General features: G+C 54.8%; 16 protein-coding genes. 4 read left to right on the top strand and 12 right to left on the bottom strand.

Features of this window, described 5'->3' with window-relative positions:
* Positions 1 to 66: 66 nt before the first annotated feature.
* From ilvC to miaA, 4 genes are all read right to left on the bottom strand, one after another.
* Positions 67 to 1,086, bottom strand: a complete 1,020-nt coding sequence (gene ilvC / locus V5T82_RS16060; RefSeq protein WP_332896686.1) for a ketol-acid reductoisomerase — start codon at positions 1,084 to 1,086, stop codon at positions 67 to 69.
* A 51-nt stretch (positions 1,087 to 1,137) separates the two neighbouring features.
* A complete protein-coding gene (gene ilvN / locus V5T82_RS16065) occupies positions 1,138 to 1,689 on the bottom strand; it encodes an acetolactate synthase small subunit (protein ID WP_332896687.1) in 552 nt (183 codons plus the stop codon).
* Between the two features lie 24 nt (positions 1,690 to 1,713).
* Complete coding sequence (locus V5T82_RS16070) at positions 1,714 to 3,477, bottom strand: acetolactate synthase 3 large subunit (protein ID WP_332896688.1); 1,764 nt, start codon at positions 3,475 to 3,477, stop codon at positions 1,714 to 1,716.
* A gap of 183 nt (positions 3,478 to 3,660) precedes the next feature.
* The gene (miaA, locus tag V5T82_RS16075; RefSeq protein ID WP_332896689.1) at positions 3,661 to 4,647 is read right to left on the bottom strand and encodes a tRNA (adenosine(37)-N6)-dimethylallyltransferase MiaA; all 987 of its coding nucleotides are present in this window, start codon (positions 4,645 to 4,647) and stop codon (positions 3,661 to 3,663) included.
* Between miaA and serB the strand changes: the two genes are divergently transcribed.
* Positions 4,646 to 5,542, top strand: coding sequence for a phosphoserine phosphatase SerB (serB, locus tag V5T82_RS16080; protein WP_332896690.1), 897 nt, complete (start codon positions 4,646 to 4,648; stop codon positions 5,540 to 5,542). The genes miaA and serB overlap by 2 nt on opposite strands.
* On the opposite strand, the gene acuI is transcribed toward serB, so the two are convergent.
* From acuI to acuR, 3 genes are read right to left on the bottom strand one after another with little or no spacing between them, the layout of a single operon-like run.
* Entirely contained in the window at positions 5,539 to 6,522 is a 984-nt protein-coding gene (gene acuI, locus V5T82_RS16085) for an acrylyl-CoA reductase (NADPH) (protein WP_332896691.1), read from the bottom strand. The two genes, serB and acuI, sit on opposite strands and share 4 nt — an antisense overlap.
* A gap of 28 nt (positions 6,523 to 6,550) precedes the next feature.
* A complete protein-coding gene (locus V5T82_RS16090; protein WP_332896692.1) occupies positions 6,551 to 7,120 on the bottom strand; it encodes a peroxidase-related enzyme in 570 nt (189 codons plus the stop codon).
* Complete coding sequence (acuR, locus tag V5T82_RS16095; protein ID WP_332896693.1) at positions 7,117 to 7,773, bottom strand: acrylate utilization transcriptional regulator AcuR; 657 nt, start codon at positions 7,771 to 7,773, stop codon at positions 7,117 to 7,119. Before acuR ends, V5T82_RS16090 begins: the two co-directional genes overlap by 4 nt.
* 106 nt (positions 7,774 to 7,879) lie before the next feature.
* Here acuR and V5T82_RS16100 point away from each other — a divergent pair, with 106 nt between their 5' ends.
* Positions 7,880 to 8,932 (top strand): hypothetical protein, encoded by a 1,053-nt coding sequence (locus V5T82_RS16100; RefSeq protein ID WP_332896694.1) that lies wholly within the window; start codon positions 7,880 to 7,882, stop codon positions 8,930 to 8,932.
* Positions 8,933 to 8,980: 48 nt separating this feature from the next.
* Here the strand turns inward: V5T82_RS16100 and V5T82_RS16105 are convergent, their stop codons facing one another.
* On the bottom strand, positions 8,981 to 10,345 hold the full coding sequence (locus tag V5T82_RS16105; protein ID WP_332896695.1) for a TrpB-like pyridoxal phosphate-dependent enzyme: 1,365 nt from the start codon (positions 10,343 to 10,345) through the stop codon (positions 8,981 to 8,983).
* 231 nt (positions 10,346 to 10,576) lie between these two features.
* On the opposite strand from V5T82_RS16105, the gene V5T82_RS16110 reads away from it, so the two are divergent.
* Positions 10,577 to 11,992, top strand: a complete 1,416-nt coding sequence (locus tag V5T82_RS16110) for a diguanylate cyclase domain-containing protein (RefSeq protein WP_332896696.1) — start codon at positions 10,577 to 10,579, stop codon at positions 11,990 to 11,992.
* A 73-nt stretch (positions 11,993 to 12,065) separates the two neighbouring features.
* On the opposite strand, the gene V5T82_RS16115 is transcribed toward V5T82_RS16110, so the two are convergent.
* From V5T82_RS16115 to hflK, 4 genes are all read right to left on the bottom strand, one after another.
* Positions 12,066 to 13,550, bottom strand: coding sequence for a Do family serine endopeptidase (locus V5T82_RS16115; protein ID WP_332896697.1), 1,485 nt, complete (start codon positions 13,548 to 13,550; stop codon positions 12,066 to 12,068).
* Positions 13,551 to 13,691: 141 nt separating this feature from the next.
* Positions 13,692 to 13,877: a DUF2065 domain-containing protein gene (locus V5T82_RS16120; RefSeq protein ID WP_332896698.1), complete on the bottom strand. Its 186-nt coding sequence runs from the start codon at positions 13,875 to 13,877 to the stop codon at positions 13,692 to 13,694.
* Between the two features lie 75 nt (positions 13,878 to 13,952).
* Positions 13,953 to 14,825 carry a protease modulator HflC gene (gene hflC / locus V5T82_RS16125; RefSeq protein WP_332896699.1) on the bottom strand — a complete coding sequence of 291 codons (873 nt, stop codon included), beginning with the start codon at positions 14,823 to 14,825 and terminating at the stop codon, positions 13,953 to 13,955.
* Positions 14,825 to 15,967, bottom strand: coding sequence for an FtsH protease activity modulator HflK (hflK, locus tag V5T82_RS16130; protein ID WP_332896700.1), 1,143 nt, complete (start codon positions 15,965 to 15,967; stop codon positions 14,825 to 14,827). The genes hflC and hflK overlap by 1 nt, the downstream gene beginning before the upstream one ends.
* 231 nt (positions 15,968 to 16,198) lie before the next feature.
* On the opposite strand from hflK, the gene apbC reads away from it, so the two are divergent.
* Positions 16,199 to 17,320 carry an iron-sulfur cluster carrier protein ApbC gene (gene apbC / locus V5T82_RS16135; RefSeq protein WP_332896701.1) on the top strand — a complete coding sequence of 374 codons (1,122 nt, stop codon included), beginning with the start codon at positions 16,199 to 16,201 and terminating at the stop codon, positions 17,318 to 17,320.
* Positions 17,321 to 17,419 lie beyond the last annotated feature (99 nt).

The raw sequence follows: 17,419 nt of genomic DNA on the forward strand, positions 1-17,419 counted from the left end.
AAAGTGCACAAAAAAGGCGGAGCCCAAAAGCTCCGCCTTTTAATCTTCGGATCGAAGAGAAAGAACTTAGTTCTTTTCTTTGTCGACCAATTTGTTCGCACCGATCCACGGCATCATGCCGCGCAGGCGTTCGCCCACTTCTTCGATGGCATGTTCAGCGTTGCGACGGCGGGTTGCCTTAAAGGACGGTTGGCCGGCTTTGCATTCCAGCATCCAATCGCGGGTGAAACGACCGGATTGAATGTCGTCAAGCACACGCTTCATTTCGGCTTTGGTTTCGGACGTCACGATGCGCGGACCCGTAACGTAGTCGCCGTATTCCGCCGTGTTGGAGATGGAGTAGCGCATGTTTGCCATGCCACCTTCGTACATCAAGTCGACGATCAGTTTCACTTCGTGCAAGCATTCGAAGTATGCCATTTCCGGAGCGTAACCGGCTTCGGTCAAGGTTTCGAAACCGTTTTTGATCAGCTCGGTCAAGCCGCCGCACAGAACCACTTGCTCGCCGAACAGATCGGTTTCGCATTCTTCTTTAAAGGTGGTTTCAATGATGCCAGAACGACCGCCACCGATGGCAGAAGCGTAGGACAATGCAACGTCCAAAGCGTTACCCGTTGCGTCTTGTTCAACAGCAACCAAGCACGGCACGCCGCCGCCTTTGAGATATTCGCCGCGCACCGTGTGGCCGGGGCCTTTCGGTGCGACCATGAACACGTCGAGATCAGCACGCGGTTCGATCAGGTTGAAGTGAACGTTCAAACCGTGAGCGAAGACCAGTGCGGAGCCTTCTTTCATGTTTTCGGCCATGTCGGCGTAGTAGATTTCGGCTTGCAGTTCGTCCGGGGTCAACATCATCATGACGTCGGCCCAAGCGGCGGCTTCGGCGACGGTCATGCATTTGACGCCTTCAGCTTCAGCTTTCGCACGGGTTGAGGAGCCTTCACGCAGAGCCACAACAACGTCGGTGACGCCGCTGTCACGCATGTTCAAAACGTGGGCGTGGCCTTGGGAGCCATAACCAACAACGGCAACTTTTTTGCCTTTGATCAAGTTGACGTCAGCGTCACGATCATAATAAACGCGCATTTTCTTTTTTCCTTCAGTTCCAAATCTGGAATTTCTTAAAACTCAAAATGGTTAGTCTTGCCCAGCCATGCTTTCCGGCCCGCGGGCAATAGCCACCACACCTGTGCGGGAAAGATCCACAAGGCCCAGCGGCTTCATCAGTTCAATAAATGCGTTGAGCTTTTCGGTGTCCCCGACAATCTCAAACACAAAACTTTCCGTGGTGGCGTCCACCGGACGGGCACGGAAGATGTCGGCGATGCGCAGCGCTTCAACGCGCTTATCGCCGACACCGTCAACTTTAACCAGCGCCAATTCACGCTCCACCGACGGACCTTCTATGGTCAAGTCCGACACGCTGTGAATGGGAACCAAACGGCCCAACTGCGCCTTGATCTGTTCGATGATCATGGCCGTGCCGGACGTCACGATGGTGATGCGCGACAAACCTTGGCGGTGACGGGTTTCAGCCACCGTCAAGCTTTCGATGTTGTAGCCGCGCCCCGAAAACAAACCGATGACGCGCGCAAGCACGCCCGGTTCGTTGTCCACCAAGACGGAAATGGTGTGGGTGCGAACTTCTTCGTTTAGAGTATTTTCGCCGTAGATGCTGGTCGTCGCCATGTTATTCACTCCTCAATTCCGTCTTTACACCAGCACCATACCTTCTTCGCCGATGGCGTTTTCGGTATCGACATCTGCGCCGAAGATCATTTCGTTGTGCGCTGCGCCCGACGGAATCATCGGGAAGCAGTTTTCTTCCGGCGCAACGGCGATTTCGCAAATCACCGTATCGTCGGTTTCGATCATTTTGGTCAGCACGTCGTCCAGCTCTTCGGGCTTGGTGGCACGAAGACCCGTAGCGCCGAAGCTTTCGGCCAGTTTGACGAAGTCCGGCAACGCTTCCATATAGCTTTCGGAATAACGCGAGCCATGCAGCAGTTCTTGCCACTGACGCACCATGCCCATGTACTGGTTGTTGAGGATCAAGATTTTAACCGGCAGCTTGTACTGCACCATGGTCGAAATTTCTTGAATGTTCATCATGGTCGAAGCTTCGCCCGCAATGTCCACCACCAGCGCATCCGGATGTGCCACCTGCACACCCATGGCGGCCGGCAGGCCGTAGCCCATGGTGCCCAGTCCACCGGACGTCATCCAGTGCTTTGGCTTTTCGAACGTAAAGTGCTGCGCCGCCCACATTTGGTGTTGGCCCACCTCGGTGGTGATGTACACGTCTTTGCGGGTTTTGGTCAGCTCATACAAACGCTGAATAGCTTCTTGCGGCTTGATGACTTTTTTGTCTTTTTGGTACGCCAAGCAATCCTTCGCGCGCCAATCTTCGATTTGCTTCCACCAAGACTTTAGTGCCTTTTGATCGACCTTGGCTTGGCTCGCGCGCCAGACCTTGATCATGTCTTCCAGCACATGGGCCACATCGCCGATGATGGGCAAATCGACCGCAACACTTTTGTTGATGGAGCTGGGGTCGATGTCGATGTGGATTTTTTTGGAGTTTGGACTAAACGCATCCAGGCGCCCCGTAATCCGGTCGTCGAAACGCGCACCGATACAAATCATCACGTCGCAATCGTGCATCGACATATTGGCTTCGTACGTGCCATGCATGCCCAGCATGCCCAGGAACTGTTTGTCGGAACCGGGATAAGCCCCCAGCCCCATCAACGTCAAGGTGATGGGAAAGCCTGTCAGTTGCGTGAACTGGGTCAGCAATTGCGTTGCACCCGTGCCAGAGTTCACCACACCTCCACCGGCGTAGATGATCGGCTTTTTGGCTTTGGCCATCATCTTGACGGCTTCTTTGATGGCCGCCGTGTCGCCTTTGATTTGCGGGTTGTAGCTCTTGTGTTTGACCTTGGTGGGCGGCGTGTACGCACCCAAATCCATCAGCACGTCCTTGGGCAGGTCAATAACGACCGGACCCGGACGACCGGTCTGGGCCACATAAAACGCTTCATGCATGATGCGCGGCAAGTCGGCAATGTCTTTGACCAAGTAATTGTGCTTGGTGCACGGACGCGTGATGCCCGTGGTGTCGGCTTCTTGGAAAGCATCGTTGCCGATCAGGTGCGTCGGCACTTGGCCGCACAAGCACACCAATGGCACGGAATCCAACATAGCATCCAACAAGCCGGTCACCGCATTGGTCGCACCGGGGCCGGACGTCACCAAGACGCAGCCCACTTTACCGGTGGAGCGCGCATAGCCTTCGGCTGCGTGCACGGCACCGCCTTCTTGACGCACCAAAATGTGGCGTAGCTTGTTCTGTTTGAAAATCTCGTCATAGATGGGTAGGACAGCGCCACCGGGATATCCAAATACGAATTCAACGCCTTGGTCTTGCAAGGCTTTGATTACGATCTCCGATCCGGTCATTTCGTCTTTTGACATAGCGTCCTCTTTGATTTCACCCGTGGCTTTTGTGAGAGGCCACTTGGGGTCTGTTCTACTCATCTTCAATGTTGTTGGGGCGGCCCACACAAACGTGAAGAATGCTTGTGTGGGCCCAGCCCGAACGCAGATGGGCCGCCCCAAAAGGGCGGGCCCACGTGCAAGAGAAGGGAAACTAGACGTTCACGTCTGTTCGGTCAACAAAAACTGATGAACAAATGAAAAGATTTCTTCGCGAAAGCTTTCCGAATATTGCGCAGAGATCACATGGGCTTCGGGGATTTGCGAACGCAGCCATGTGAGCTGGCGTTTGGCGTAGTTTCTGGACACCTGTTTGGCCTTGGAAACTGCGGCTTCCAGCTCCATTTCGCTGCGGAGATAAGCGGCCAATTCAGGCACGCCTAAGGCCTTCATCAAGGGCTTGTCCGGATCAATATTCAGGGGCAAAAGGGCGCGCACCTCATCCAGGCCGCCATGGTCCACCATCCAATCGAAGCGTTTTTCGATTCCGTCATAGAGTTTTTGACGATCCGGGATCAGCGCAATGTGCGCAAATCGCACGTTTTGTAAGAGCGCAATGCGCGGCTCATCTTGCCAGTCCGAAAACGCGCGCTCGGTGGCAGTGCTGACTTCCCACGCGCGGATTAAACGCTGGGTGTCGCCTGCGGGTAGTTTTTCTGCACTTGCGGGGTCAAGCTTGGCGACTTCATGGCGAAACGCCTCCCCGCCCAAGTGTTCATGCAAAGCGCGGGCGTGTTCGCGGATTTCATCGGGCACTTCGGGGATGGGCGACAGACCCTCCACCAAGCTTTTGAGGTACATCCCCGTTCCGCCTGCGAGAATCGGCAAGCGGTTTTGGGCAAAACAGGCTTCAATTTGGGCCACGGCCATGTCGCACCACCGCCCGGCGGAGCACACTTCATGGCCCGACAACACCCCAAAAAGCCTGTGCGGGACGCGGTTTTCGTCCTCAATCGAAGGGCGCGCGGAGATTATCCGCAATTCCTTGTAGACCTGTTGGGAATCAGCGTTTATCACGGTCCCCGTAAAACGTTCGGCGACATCCATCGCCAGCGCCGATTTGCCACTGGCGGTCGGCCCGGCGACAATCAAGACCGGACGCCTCCCCTGCCCACTGTTGGGCGCTGAATTGGTGTCGTGTGCCGACATGGACAACGTACTCACCCTGATCACGCATCCTGACGACAGGACACTCAGCTCTGCAGACGTTGACCTGGCCCGCAAAGCGTTAAACGAATTGGGCACGGAAACTTCCGGCCCGGATTGGCTGGCAGACCATGAAGCCTGCGACATCGCGTTTGAAAACGTATCACACGCCGAAGCCGAAGCCACCGTGCGCCAAGCCTTGGACAACCTGCCCATTGATGTGATCGCGCAAACGACGCTCCGGCGCAAGAAAAAGCTGATCATTGCCGATATGGACAGTACCATCGTCAATGGCGAGACTTTGGACGATTTGGCTGAATTTGCCGGCGTCAAAGACAAAATCTCTGCCATCACAGCCCGCGCCATGGAAGGTGAGCTGGACTTTTTTGAAGCGCTGAAAGCCCGCGTCGCCATGCTGGAAGGTTTGTCCGAACAGTTCCTGATTGAGACCATGGACGCGGTTCAGCTCAACCCCGGCGCCAAAGAATTGATCCGCACCATGAAAGCGGGCGGTGCATTCACGGCGCTGATTTCAGGTGGCTTTTCGTTCTTCACCGACCGCGTGCGCCAAGACATCGGCTTTGATATGTCCTTGGGCAACCGATTGAACATCCAAAAAGGTGTGCTCACGGGCAAGGTCGTGCCGCCCGTGGTGACCAAGGACACCAAGCTCGAAATGCTTATAGACATGGCCGCTCAGCAAGAGCTGGGCATGAAAGACACGCTGGCCATCGGCGACGGGGCCAACGATGTGCCCATGTTGAGAGACGCAGGCATGGGCATTGCTTACCACGGCCACAAGGTCGCACGCGAAAACGCAAACGCCCGCCTGGACCACGGTGTCCTGACGGGCGCGCTGTTTATTCAAGGCTATCGCCGCGACGAATTTGTCGCTTAGTCGTTCACATCCACAACCACACGACCGCGAATGTTTCCGGCCATTTGGTCTTTGGCGTAATCGATAGCGTCGGCCAAGGCGATTTCGCTCATGATCTCTTCTAAGTGCACCGGGTCCAAATCGCGGGCCAAGTTGCTCCAGGCCTGTAGGCGTTTTTCTTTGGGTGCATAGACGCTGTCCACACCCGCCAAAGTCACGCCGCGCAAAATGAACGGCATCACGGTTGCGGGCAGATCGAAGCCCTGTGCCAGACCGCACGCAGCGACCGTGCCGCCGTACTGGGTCGTTGCGCATGCGTTCGCCAAGGTGTGAGAGCCCACGGCGTCCACCACACCGGACCAACGTTCTTTGCCCAAAGGCTTGCCTTTTTCCGACAGCTCTTTGCGATCCATCACGTCCGCAGCGCCCAAGCCTTTCAAATAGTCAGCCTGTTCGTCCGGGCGGCCCGTGGAGGCCACGACCTTAAAGCCGCGTTCCGCCAGCAACGTGATGGCGACGGAGCCCACACCGCCTGCAGCACCTGTGACCAAGATTTCACCTTGGTCCGGGGCAACGCCGTGCGCTTCCAAGGCCATGACACACAGTTCTGCGGTGTAGCCTGCCGTGCCGATGGCCATGGCTTGCTTGGCGTTAAACGCATCCGGCAACGGCACCAACCAGTCGCCTTTGACGGATGCTTTTTCCGCCAAGCCACCCCAATGCCCTTCACCAACACCCCAGCCGTTCAAGACGACCTTGTCGCCCGGTTTGTAATCGGGGTGAGAGCTTTCTTCGACCGAGCCCGCAAAGTCGATGCCCGGCACCATGGGGAATTTGCGAACCACTGGAGATGCCCCTGTGATCGCCAGGCTGTCTTTGTAGTTCATGGTGGAATAGTCCACTTTGACCAAGACATCACCTTCGGGGAGGTCTGCTTCTTTTACGTCAGCCACATTGGCGGCGTAGGTGTCGTTTTCGTTGGTGATTAAAATTGCTTTCATGGTGGAGGTCCTTGTTCAACGTGGCGCGTTAGCTGCGCCCCAATGTGTAAAATTCATCGTTCGGGCGCATGGAGGTAAAGTTCGCCATGCGGTTCGAAAGTCCAAAGAATGCGGTGATGCCCGCGATGTCCCAAATGTCTTCGTCGCTGAAACCGTGATTGCGAAGACCCTCAAAATCTTCGTCGCCAATAGACGGAGCATCCAGTGAAACTTTCAGGGCAAAATCCAACATGGCGCGTTGGCGCGCCGTGATATCGGCCTTGCGATAGTTCACCGCGACTTGGTCAGCGATCAAGGGATCCTTTGCGCGCACCCGCAAGATCGCACCGTGCGCTACGACACAATACTGGCAGTTGTTTGCACCAGATGTCGCCGTGACAATCATTTCCATCTCCGCCTTCGTCAGACCACTGTCCTTTTCCATCAAAGCATCGTGGTAAGCGAAGAACGCCCGGAATTCATCGGGACGGTGGGCCAGCACCAAAAAGACATTGGGGATAAATCCAGCCTTGTCCTGAACGGCCAAAATACGTTCTTTGATGTCGTCCGCCAGTGCGTTGATGTCAGGCACCGGGTAACGGCTGATGGGTTTGTTCATGTCATACGCCCCTTTGACAATTGTGCAAAAAATGCATTTGCGAAAACATCCAGTGGGGCGTTGGAGCGCACCAACTTGGCGCGCAAAATCGCACCCTCCCAACCGATCCAGAAAAATGCGGCGAGCTCAGTGCAGTTCGCGTCCCGGGACAATTCACCCGCGTCGCGCGCCAGGACCAAGCACGCTTTGATGCGCGCCTGCCAATCCTTGAACACCGCTTCCAATTGCGCGCGAAACACGTCGTGCGTGCCGCCCAGCTCTTGGCCCAAATTGCCGATCAAGCACCCCCGGCGAAAATCGTGGCGCGACATGCCGTCTTTGGCATCGTCGATAAAATTCTGCAACCGCTGCAAGGGCGTGAATTGATCATTCAGCAATGACTTATCCAGCTTGTCAGAGAAGTAATTGGCGTAACCCTCAATCACGGCTAGGCCAAAATCGTCTTTGCTCTTGAAATAGTGATAGAACGACCCCTTGGGCACGCCGACAGCCTTCAAGGTTTTGTCCAACCCCGTACTGGCATAGCCGTGCTCGGTCAAAAGCTCGATCCCTTTTCGCACCAAACGTTCACGCGTCACGGCTTGCCCACCAGCCTTTGGCGGGCGTCCGCGTTTGCGTTTTTTGGGGGCCGATTGGAGCGTTTCTAAGGTCATGTTGGTATTATTAGACCAATCGTCTATTAAATGTCAATATTGATCTTTACCCCAGGAGTTCGTTAGTCTTATTGGACACACACGCCAGACGACCAAATGGATAATCATGACCGACGCGCCCACGCCCCCCGATGATGCTCCCGACGCGGGAGAAGCCCCTTCATCGCCTCAGGACGACAACAAGATTCCTGAGGTGATTGAGTTTAATCACCCCTTCTTTAGGTCCATTGAAAAGACCGGCTTCAAGGTTTTGGAAGACACAAACGAAACCGTCATGACCATGATTTTGGATGACGGGGAAGTGACCCTGAAATTGGGCGGCATTAAGACCGAGCTTAAACTGAGTGACGACGACCCGGATGCCAAAATGCTCGACTACATCGCCAAAGGCTTGGAATTCGTTCGCGAACTGCACATTGGCGACAAGATGCCAACAGAGCTCACCACGGGGCGCGCCTCGTGGGAGATCACCGAACTTCACAAAGCCGTTGCCCACAACCGGGTTACCATGCAGCTGGTGTCTTGGGTGTCTGGTGATGAGCATCTCATCACGGACCCGACCGAATTGGAGCAAGTCGTCAACGACCCGACGACCAAAACCAAAATCAACGAAGCCTTTTCCAAAGCCGCCAAGGCGCTCAAAATTGGCGAAGACCGCCGCGAAGACGTGATCGCATTGATTTCCAACTTGGCTGAAGAATTGGCTTACATCGAAGCCTTGCGCGATGCCTACCACGATGTCGAACACATCATCACGAGCGTTCTCAGACTGGAACAAAAGTACAAATCCGAACAAAGCGTGATGGATACGATCCAGCCGATCAAACGCTTGCTCAAAATTGCCAACGACAGTTTCCAAATGAACTTCTTGGAACTGGATGCACAAACGGGTGAAATCTTATCCGCACTCAGCAACATCGCCCAGGTCACCCGCTTTATCCGCGAACACCGTGACGATTTGCATCGCCGCCTGTGGGCTTGGGAAGAGATCGCGGGCGATTGGCGTGACCACGATGTGAAGCGTTCGCGCAAATCGGAACAGTTGTTGGAAGAGCTCTATCACTTCCTCGCCCAACGCTTCTTACCCCGCAAAGAATGGGAGCTCTATTCCAAGGCGTTGGAAAACACCAAGAAGCGCGCGACGGAAGTCATTTGGTAACAAAAAAGGCCGATCCAAAGACCGGCCTTTTGTTTTTCCGGACGGAGCTTACTCTGCCACGTCCGGCAACATGCTCAGGGATTTTTCCAAGCTGGCTTCGTCGTAGGGCTCATCCGTCAACTTGCCGTCGAAATAATCTGTGTAGGCCTGCATGTCGAAATAGCCATGGCCGGACAGGTTGAACAGGATGGTTTTGCTCTCACCCGACGCTTTGCACTTCAAAGCTTCGTCAATGGCACCTTGCACAGCGTGGGTGCTTTCGGGTGCGGGCACGATGCCTTCGGCTTTGGCGAAGGTGACGCCAGCCTTGAAACAATCCAACTGACCGTACGCACGGGCTTCCATCAGCCCTTGGTCATAGACGTGGCTCACCAACGGCCCCATACCGTGGTAGCGCAAGCCACCCGCATGGATGGGCGACGGCACAAACTGAGAGCCCAGCGTATGCATCTTCACCAAAGGCGTCAGGCTGGCCGTATCGCCAAAGTCATACGCAAACTTGCCTTTCGTCAATGTTGGACACGATGCCGGTTCAACGGCAACGATCTTGGTGTTTTTCCCTTCACGCAAGTTGCGTCCAATGTAAGGGAACGACAAACCAGCAAGGTTCGAGCCCCCGCCCGCACAGCCGATCACGATGTCGGGATCATCGCCCGCCATGTCCATCTGTTCCATAGCCTCCAGACCAATAACCGATTGGTGCAACAACACATGGTTCAGCACACTGCCCAGGGCATACTTGGTATCGTCGCGCCCTGCGGCCAGCTCGACCGCTTCGGAAATGGCAATGCCCAGAGATCCGGTACTGTCCGGATGTTCGGCTAGAATGGCCCGCCCTGAGTTGGTTTCTTCGGACGGGCTGGGCACACAGCGTGCGCCGAAGGTTTGCATCAAGGCCCGGCGGTAAGGCTTTTGCTGATAGCTCACCTTCACCATGTAAACGTCAACTTCCAAGCCGAAGTACTGACCTGCGTATGCAATGGAAGAGCCCCACTGCCCGGCCCCCGTTTCCGTAGTCAGGCGCTTGGTGCCTTCTTCTTTGTTGTAGAACGCTTGTGGAACCGCCGTGTTCGGCTTGTGCGACCCGGTGGGGCTGACACCTTCGTACTTGTAATAAATCTTTGCCGGGGTATCCAAAGCCTTTTCCAGCTTGCGCGCGCGGAACAACGGCGACGGACGCCATTGCGCCAAGACATCGCGCACCGGCTCGGGAATTTCAACGTCACGCTCTTGGGTAACTTCTTGACCGATCAGCGCCATGGGAAATAGCGGTGCCAGGTCGTCTGGTCCAACGGGATTTCCCGTGCCCGGATGAAGAACGGCGGGCGGCGGCTCAGGCAAATCCGCCATCAAATTGTACCAAGCTTTCGGAAGCCGATCTTCAGTGAGTAAGTATTTAATACGATCAGGCATTAACCTTGTCCCCTCTCCCATTCATAAGATCAATTGTCTTCTGCACATCTGAAGCAAGCATTATCCCTCTGTGATTGAAAAAATGCCACCTTCGAATGACAGCAGAACGCTTGTTTCAGCTTTGTTATGGGAGTACAAATATATGAATGCACTTTCGTTCAGCTGCGGGCAGACAGACACCGATCACGGGCCAAGAGCTGCGGTTTTGTGCGACTTGGGGAATGGGCGATTATGGATACCTTGCAAACCACATCACCGTCTTCCACTGACGGCGAACATTCAGAACGATCGGTGGACACACCTGTCCTCGACCGTCTATCTGCAGAAACGCTCGGGACCCTTTTTGACGAACTCTCCGACCTGGTGGTGGTGTGTATTGATGGCGAAATTCGCCACGTCAACAAAATGGGCGCTGCCCTGTTGGATGCCGGCAGCGCCGACGCACTTCTGGGCAAGCGTTTCCAAGATTTCATTTGCGACGATTTTGCCGACAGTATCCAAGACATCATTTCTGTAATGGCTGGCGAAACCGACGCGACGCCATTGCGTGTGCAAACCTTGAAGGGCAAGATGATCAGCCTCAACATCAAGGTTCAGTTCTTGTCGGACCTTGGCACATGCGCGCACGTGGTTTTGGGCGAAAATCTGACTGCGCAAACCATGATGGCTGAAGCCATGCACAAAAGCGAACAGAGATTTCGCAAGCTGGTGAACAATGCTTTGGATTTGATCTGCGTGGTCGACGGTGGCAAGGTCAACTACATCAACAAGGCCGGCTTGAGCTTGCTTAAACTGAACAACAAAAACGATATCATTGGAAAATCGCTGGATGATTTCCTGCATGAAAACTACCAAGGCCTTTTAGACGGTGATGTCACAGAGTTTGCCGATGAAGAAATGCTGATGCCCATGCGCTTTATGGATCAGCAAGGCAACATCTTGGACGCCGAAGTCAGTCTAACGATGTTGGACCGGGCCACCGGCTCCAACTACATGATCGAAGCCCGTGACATCACCGCACACAACCGCGCGGTGACGGCACTGCGGGCCTCCATTGAAAATTTGGAACAGCGCGTGCGCGAACGCACCCAAGAACTTCAAGACGAGGTCATGGAGCGCCGTCGCGCCGAAGAAAAACTGCGTCACGTCGCCACCCACGACGGGCTCACAGACTTGCCCAACCGCTCACTTTTGATGGACCGTTTGAAAACCTCCATCGCGCGCGCCAACCGCAGCAAAGAAAAATGCGCCGTCGTGTTCATTGATTTGGACGGGTTCAAACCCATCAACGACACCTTGGGCCACGACAAGGGCGATTTGGTGTTGCAAGAAACGGCCAAGCGCCTCAATGCCTGCGTTCGCCAAACCGACACGGCGGCCCGGTTCGGTGGTGATGAGTTCGTGCTTGTGTTGAGCGACATCAGCCACGCTGACGATGCCATTCCCGTGGCAGAGAAAATTTTGGAAATCTTAGCCGAACCGATTGTGTGCGGTGATGCTGAAGCCCGCATTGGCGCCAGCATCGGCATTGCCATGTACCCCGACCACGGCGAAGATGCCGAAGCCGTCATCAAATGTGCGGACAACGCCATGTACGACATCAAGGCCAGCGGCAAAAACAATTTCGGTTTTGCGCCTCTGCCCTAATCGCTCACGTGTTCCTGACAAACAAAAAGCCCCGCCGCAATGGACGGGGCTTTCGTGTTGGGCAGGAGCCCGCTTATTGCAGCTTCACAGCGACAAAGCGGAAACCGGTTTGGCCTTGGACCAGCAACAGGACGGAACGTTTGCCCGCCTTCTTCGCAGCCTTGACCAAGCGCTTCGCGTCTGCGGGTGACTTGACCTTTTCTTGGCTGATTTCACCGATCACGTCACCTGGGCGCACGCCTTCTTCATAAGCCGTGCTTTCCACATCAACGTCGGTGACAATCAAACCTTTGACGTCTTCGGGCAGATCAAATTCTTCGATCAAGCGATCGGTGGGGCTCGCCACTTTGATGCCAAGCTCAACCAAAGAGACCTGAGAAGATTTTTTCGGTCCGCGTTCCGGGGCTTGAGCAACTTGCTCGGTGTCGTCCAAGCGGCCAATTTGTACGGACAAGGATTTCATCTTGCCGTCACGCCAGACTTTGACTTTGACTTTCTTTTCAACGTCCGTGTTTGCCACGATGCGCGGCAGTTTGCGCATTTCATCGACACGTTGGCCGTCGAATTCCAAAATCACGTCACGGGCTTTGATGCCGGCTTGGGCTGCTGGGCCGTCTTCAATCACACTTGCCACCAACGCACCTTCGGCTTTGTCCAGCCCCAGCGTTTCGGCAATGGATTCGGTGACCACTTGGATGTGAACACCCAACCAACCGCGAGAGACCTTGCCGTCTTTGATCAACTGTTTGATCACAGGTTTGGCGGCGCTGGACGGAATGGAGAAACCGATGCCGACGGAACCGCCGGACGGGGAATAGATTGCCGTATTCACGCCAATGACTTCGCCGTCCATGTTGAACATAGGTCCACCCGAGTTGCCGCGGTTGATGGACGCATCCGTTTGAATGAAGTCGTCATAGGGCCCGGCGTTGATGTCGCGTCCGCGTGCGGAAATGATGCCAGCCGTCACGCTGCCACCCAGACCGAAGGGATTGCCAATAGCCACAACCCAATCGCCCACGCGCGATTTGTCGGAATTGCCGAACGGCACGGTGGGAAGCTTGGCTTTCGATTTAACCTTCAACACAGCCAAATCGGATTTTGCGTCGCGCCCAACCATCTCAGCGCTGAGACGCGTATCGTCTTGCAAGATGACCGAGATTTCGTCGGCACCTTCGATGACGTGGTTGTTGGTCACCACATAGGCTTCACCGTTGGATTTGTGTTCAATGATAAAACCGGACCCCAACGAGGTCGCTTTGCGTTTGCGCGGGCGATCTCCGTTGCCGTTGCCATTGCCATTGGGCTGACCGCGATCAAAAAAATCTTTGAAAAAATCTTCAAACGGCGAGCCCGGAGGGAACTGCGGCATTTCTTGAGAGCCCGAGCGCCCTTCCACCACTTGGCTGGTGGAAATATTCACCACCGCCGGCAAAAGCTGATCGGCCAGGTCGGCGAAACTTTCCGGAGCACTTTTGGCGTGGGCTGTGTGAGCACTGGCAATAACGAGCACAAAGGCCACGGCCAGCATACGAAATACGTTCAAAGAAATAGGCATATGATTGTGTCTCATGGTTATGGATTGACCATTCTGGAATACAAGGTGTTGCGGATCCCTTCCGCGCAGACCTATAGATAGTTTTGAATTTAGGAAGAAGTATGGCGAAAGCCAGCCGCAATTGCGACACTTTTGAACAGATTATGGCATCGCCAGCCAAACAATCAGCAGCCCAAACCCAGCCGTAGCAACGGCTGCGACACGAATTTGCACCTCTTCCATACTCAACATTGCCTCCATGGCTTGGCGCATGAAGTTTGGAAACAGAGCATATAAAACGCCCTCCAAAACCAGCATCAAGCCAAAAGCAGCCACAAAGTTGATCATGTGTTTGAACTCCTAAAAGCGAACGGCCCGCCCTTTGAAAAGGAACGGGCCGTTGCGATTTATGTCAAACGGAACTTAACGCTTGCCCGTCTGATCACCGAAGTAGCGGAAGAAATCGCTGTCTGGCGACAACACCAAGTTGGTGTCACCTTGCGCCAACGCTTCACGATACGCCGTCATAGACCGGTAGAACGCGAAGAATTCCGGGTCTTGGCCGTAAGCTTCACCCAAAATGCGGTTGCGTTCCGCATCGCCGGTACCACGCAGGATTTGTGATTTGCGTTGAGCTTCAGCCAGCAACACCGTCTTGTCACGGTCTGCTCGGGATTCGATTTCCAACTTGGCTTTTTCACCATCAGCACGAAGCTGGTTGGCTTCCTTCACACGATCAGAGCGCATGCGGTTGTACACCGTTTGCGAAATTTCCGGGGGAAGGTCGGTGCGGCCAATCCGTACGTCAACGATTTCGATGCCGTAGTTTTGGGTTTCTTTCGCCAAACGCTGTTCGATCTCGACCATGATGGCGTCCCGTTTTTCCGACAACAGATCGGTCAAATTGTTCCGCGCCATGGAATCGCGAACCGCAGAGTTCAAGATCGAGCCCACTTGGTCACGAAACGCAGCTTCGGTGCGCAACGCTTGGAAAAAGCGTAGCGGATCGACAATGCGATAGCGCGCAAATGCATCAACGTTGATACGCTTTTGGTCAGCCAACGTCACTTGTTCCGGACGGGGGTCCAGGTCCAAAACACGATTATCGTAGTAAACCACGTTTTGGATGAACGGCAGTTTTACCGCCAACCCCGGTTCGCGGATCACGCGTTTGGGGTTACCAAACTGCATCACCATCGCTTGTTCGGTTTGCGAAACCGTGAACAGAGCCGATGCACCGACAATGCCGCCGCCCAGGACCAAGATGCCGAGAACGGCCATGAATACCTTATTCATTATTGACCTCCCGATTGTTTCTTGAGTTCAGGTAAGGGCAGGTAAGGCACAACGCCGCTGCCGCCGTTTTTGTCCAAGATCACTTTGTTGGAATTTTTCATGATCTCTTCCATAGCTTCCAAATACAGACGCTGTGTGGTCACGTCTTTTGCCGCCTTATAGGTTTCATAAACGGCCAAGAACCGTTTGGCTTCACCTTCGGCCTGTTTGCTGACTTGTTCTTTATAAGCTTCGGCCTGTTGCAACATTTTCGCGGCCTGACCTTCTGCGGTAGGAACGATTTTGTTGGCGTAGGCTTCAGCTTCGTTTTTCAAACGGTCCAAATCTTGACGGGCCGACTGAACGTCGTTGAACGCATCGATGACCTGTGCGGGCGGATCGCCTTTCAGAAACTGAACTTCCAAAACCGAAATACCGGATTTGTAGCTGTCCAAAATGGTTTGCAGCAAATCGCGCGCCCGGTTCGCCACTTGTTGACGTTCCGTCGTCATGGCGTTTTGCAATGTGGTTTGACCGATGATTTCGCGCATGGCGCTTTCCGCAGCCAGCTTCACGGTCGATTCTGGATCGCGAATGTTGAACAGGAAGTTCCCGGCATCTTTGACTTTCCATTGAACCCGGAAGTCCACGTCAAAGATGTTTTGATCCTTCGTCAGCATCAGGCTTTCTTCCAACACGTCGCGACCCGACGTGGTTTGGCGGCCAAATGCTGTCGCTTGTTCGCTTGCATCACGGAAACCGACGTCAATGCGTCGCACGGCTTCGACGTTTGGCGTCAAAACCGTTCCAATCGGTGAAGGATAGTACCAATGCAGCCCAGGCCCCACATCCTTGAGAGGATCGTGTTCACCAAACGTCAGCAGCACACCTTGGTGACCGGCATCAACACGGTAGACCCCGCTGCCCAGCCACAACACCAATGCACCCAACAGAGCCAATACGATGACTTTGCCGGAGCCGAACCCGCCGGGCATGATGTTTTTGAAGTTGTCTTGCGATCGACGCAGCATTTCTTCGATGTCGGGGGGCTGTTGACCACCGCCGCCTCCACCTTGAGAGCCGCCTCCGCCGCCCCAGGGACCGCCGCCGTTACCGCCGCCGCCCCATGGACCGCCGCCTCCACCTTGAGGTTTCCAAGCCATGAGCTTAAGTTTCCTTCAAATCCGTTGTCCAAAGGCCTCCAAAGGAGTAAAAAACATCTCCACGGAGCCTTTAATATTTTGCTTTTCTAATACGCGCCCCTATATCAAGGACCGTAACGCTTATAGGCTAGCCTGCCGGACTGCGCAACGCCTCCTCGCTGAAGAGTGGGAGAAACGCACCAAAAAGCTAGTCTGACCAAGGATATCTGCTCGTTTTCGGAGATTTCAAGCATGTCGCAGATTAATGAAGAAAAAATTCTAGAAACTTTGTCCACTGTCATGGACGGCGACCAAAATATCGTCGAAAAAGGCATGGTCCAAGGCCTGCAAGTTCAAGACGGTCACGTCATTTTCGCCGTCGTCGTCCCGCCGTCTGTCGGTGCCGCCGCTGAACCTGTCCGCAAAGAGGCGGAAGAAAAAATCCACGCTCTGGACGGTGTTTTGTCCGCCACCGTGGTTTTGACCGCAGAAAATGAAGGCGGCCAAGCTGAAGCTGCCCCGCAACAAGGTGGCCCGCAAGCCGCGCCGCAACCCCAAGAAGGCCCGTTGATGCCGGGCGTGAAGTCCATTATCGCGGTGGCTTCGGGCAAAGGTGGCGTGGGCAAATCCACCACCACCGTCAACTTGGCCCTCGCGCTCAAAGCTCAAGGCCTCAAGGTTGGTCTGTTGGACGCGGACATCTACGGCCCGTCCATGCCGCGCATGTTGGGCATCAACGGCGGTGAGCCGACCTCGTCCGACGGGCAACACTTGGACCCCATGGAAGGCCACGGCATCAAATGTATGTCCATGGGCTTCTTGGTCGAAGAAGAAACCCCGGTCATCTGGCGCGGCCCCATGGCCCAAACCGCACTGGTGCAAATGATGCGCGACGTGCAGTGGGGCGAATTGGACGTGTTGCTGATCGACATGCCGCCGGGCACCGGTGACGTGCAACTGACCATGGCCCAGCAAGTTCCGCTGACCGGGGCAGTTATCGTTTCCACCCCGCAAGACATCGCCCTGTTGGATGCCCGCAAAGGCCTCAACATGTTCCGTCAAGTCGACGTGCCGGTTTTGGGCATCGTCGAGAACATGAGCTACTTCGAATGCCCCAAATGCGGCGAACGCACCGATGTGTTCAGCCACGGCGGAGCAAAAGACGAAGCCGAGCTGTTGCAAGTGGACTTCCTGGGCGAAATTCCGCTGGATATCAAAATCCGCGAAACGTCCGACGGTGGTCACCCGATTGTGGACAGCGAGCCCGACAGCCCGCACGCGAAGGCTTACATGTCCATCGCTGAGCACACCTGGAACAAAGCGTGTGAAAAACTGGAAGCCAAAGCGGCGGCAATGCCGAAAATCGTCCAGTAATTCCCACACGTTCATCACACAAAAGCGCCCCATTTTGGGGTGCTTTTTTTGTGCGCGTTTACCACTTCTTCAATTTTCAAAGGCATTGTTGGATCAACA

The organism is Magnetovibrio sp. PR-2 (genome assembly GCF_036689815.1).
Taxonomy (GTDB): domain Bacteria; phylum Pseudomonadota; class Alphaproteobacteria; order Rhodospirillales; family Magnetovibrionaceae; genus Magnetovibrio.

Bases quoted from the DNA above. Each gene is read 5' to 3' on its own strand.
- ilvC (WP_332896686.1), bottom strand. From the start codon at position 1,086: ATGCGCGTTTATTATGATCGTGACGCTGACGTCAACTTGATCAAAGGC.
- ilvN (WP_332896687.1), bottom strand. From the start codon at position 1,689: ATGGCGACGACCAGCATCTACGGCGAAAATACTCTAAACGAAGAAGTT.
- V5T82_RS16070 (WP_332896688.1), bottom strand. From the start codon at position 3,477: ATGTCAAAAGACGAAATGACCGGATCGGAGATCGTAATCAAAGCCTTG.
- serB (WP_332896690.1), top strand. From the start codon at position 4,646: ATGGACAACGTACTCACCCTGATCACGCATCCTGACGACAGGACACTC.
- miaA (WP_332896689.1), bottom strand. From the start codon at position 4,647: ATGTCGGCACACGACACCAATTCAGCGCCCAACAGTGGGCAGGGGAGG.
- acuI (WP_332896691.1), bottom strand. From the start codon at position 6,522: ATGAAAGCAATTTTAATCACCAACGAAAACGACACCTACGCCGCCAAT.
- V5T82_RS16090 (WP_332896692.1), bottom strand. From the start codon at position 7,120: ATGAACAAACCCATCAGCCGTTACCCGGTGCCTGACATCAACGCACTG.
- acuR (WP_332896693.1), bottom strand. From the start codon at position 7,773: ATGACCTTAGAAACGCTCCAATCGGCCCCCAAAAAACGCAAACGCGGA.
- V5T82_RS16100 (WP_332896694.1), top strand. From the start codon at position 7,880: ATGACCGACGCGCCCACGCCCCCCGATGATGCTCCCGACGCGGGAGAA.
- V5T82_RS16105 (WP_332896695.1), bottom strand. From the start codon at position 10,345: ATGCCTGATCGTATTAAATACTTACTCACTGAAGATCGGCTTCCGAAA.
- V5T82_RS16110 (WP_332896696.1), top strand. From the start codon at position 10,577: ATGGATACCTTGCAAACCACATCACCGTCTTCCACTGACGGCGAACAT.
- V5T82_RS16115 (WP_332896697.1), bottom strand. From the start codon at position 13,550: ATGCCTATTTCTTTGAACGTATTTCGTATGCTGGCCGTGGCCTTTGTG.
- V5T82_RS16120 (WP_332896698.1), bottom strand. From the start codon at position 13,877: ATGATCAACTTTGTGGCTGCTTTTGGCTTGATGCTGGTTTTGGAGGGC.
- hflC (WP_332896699.1), bottom strand. From the start codon at position 14,825: ATGAATAAGGTATTCATGGCCGTTCTCGGCATCTTGGTCCTGGGCGGC.
- hflK (WP_332896700.1), bottom strand. From the start codon at position 15,967: ATGGCTTGGAAACCTCAAGGTGGAGGCGGCGGTCCATGGGGCGGCGGC.
- apbC (WP_332896701.1), top strand. From the start codon at position 16,199: ATGTCGCAGATTAATGAAGAAAAAATTCTAGAAACTTTGTCCACTGTC.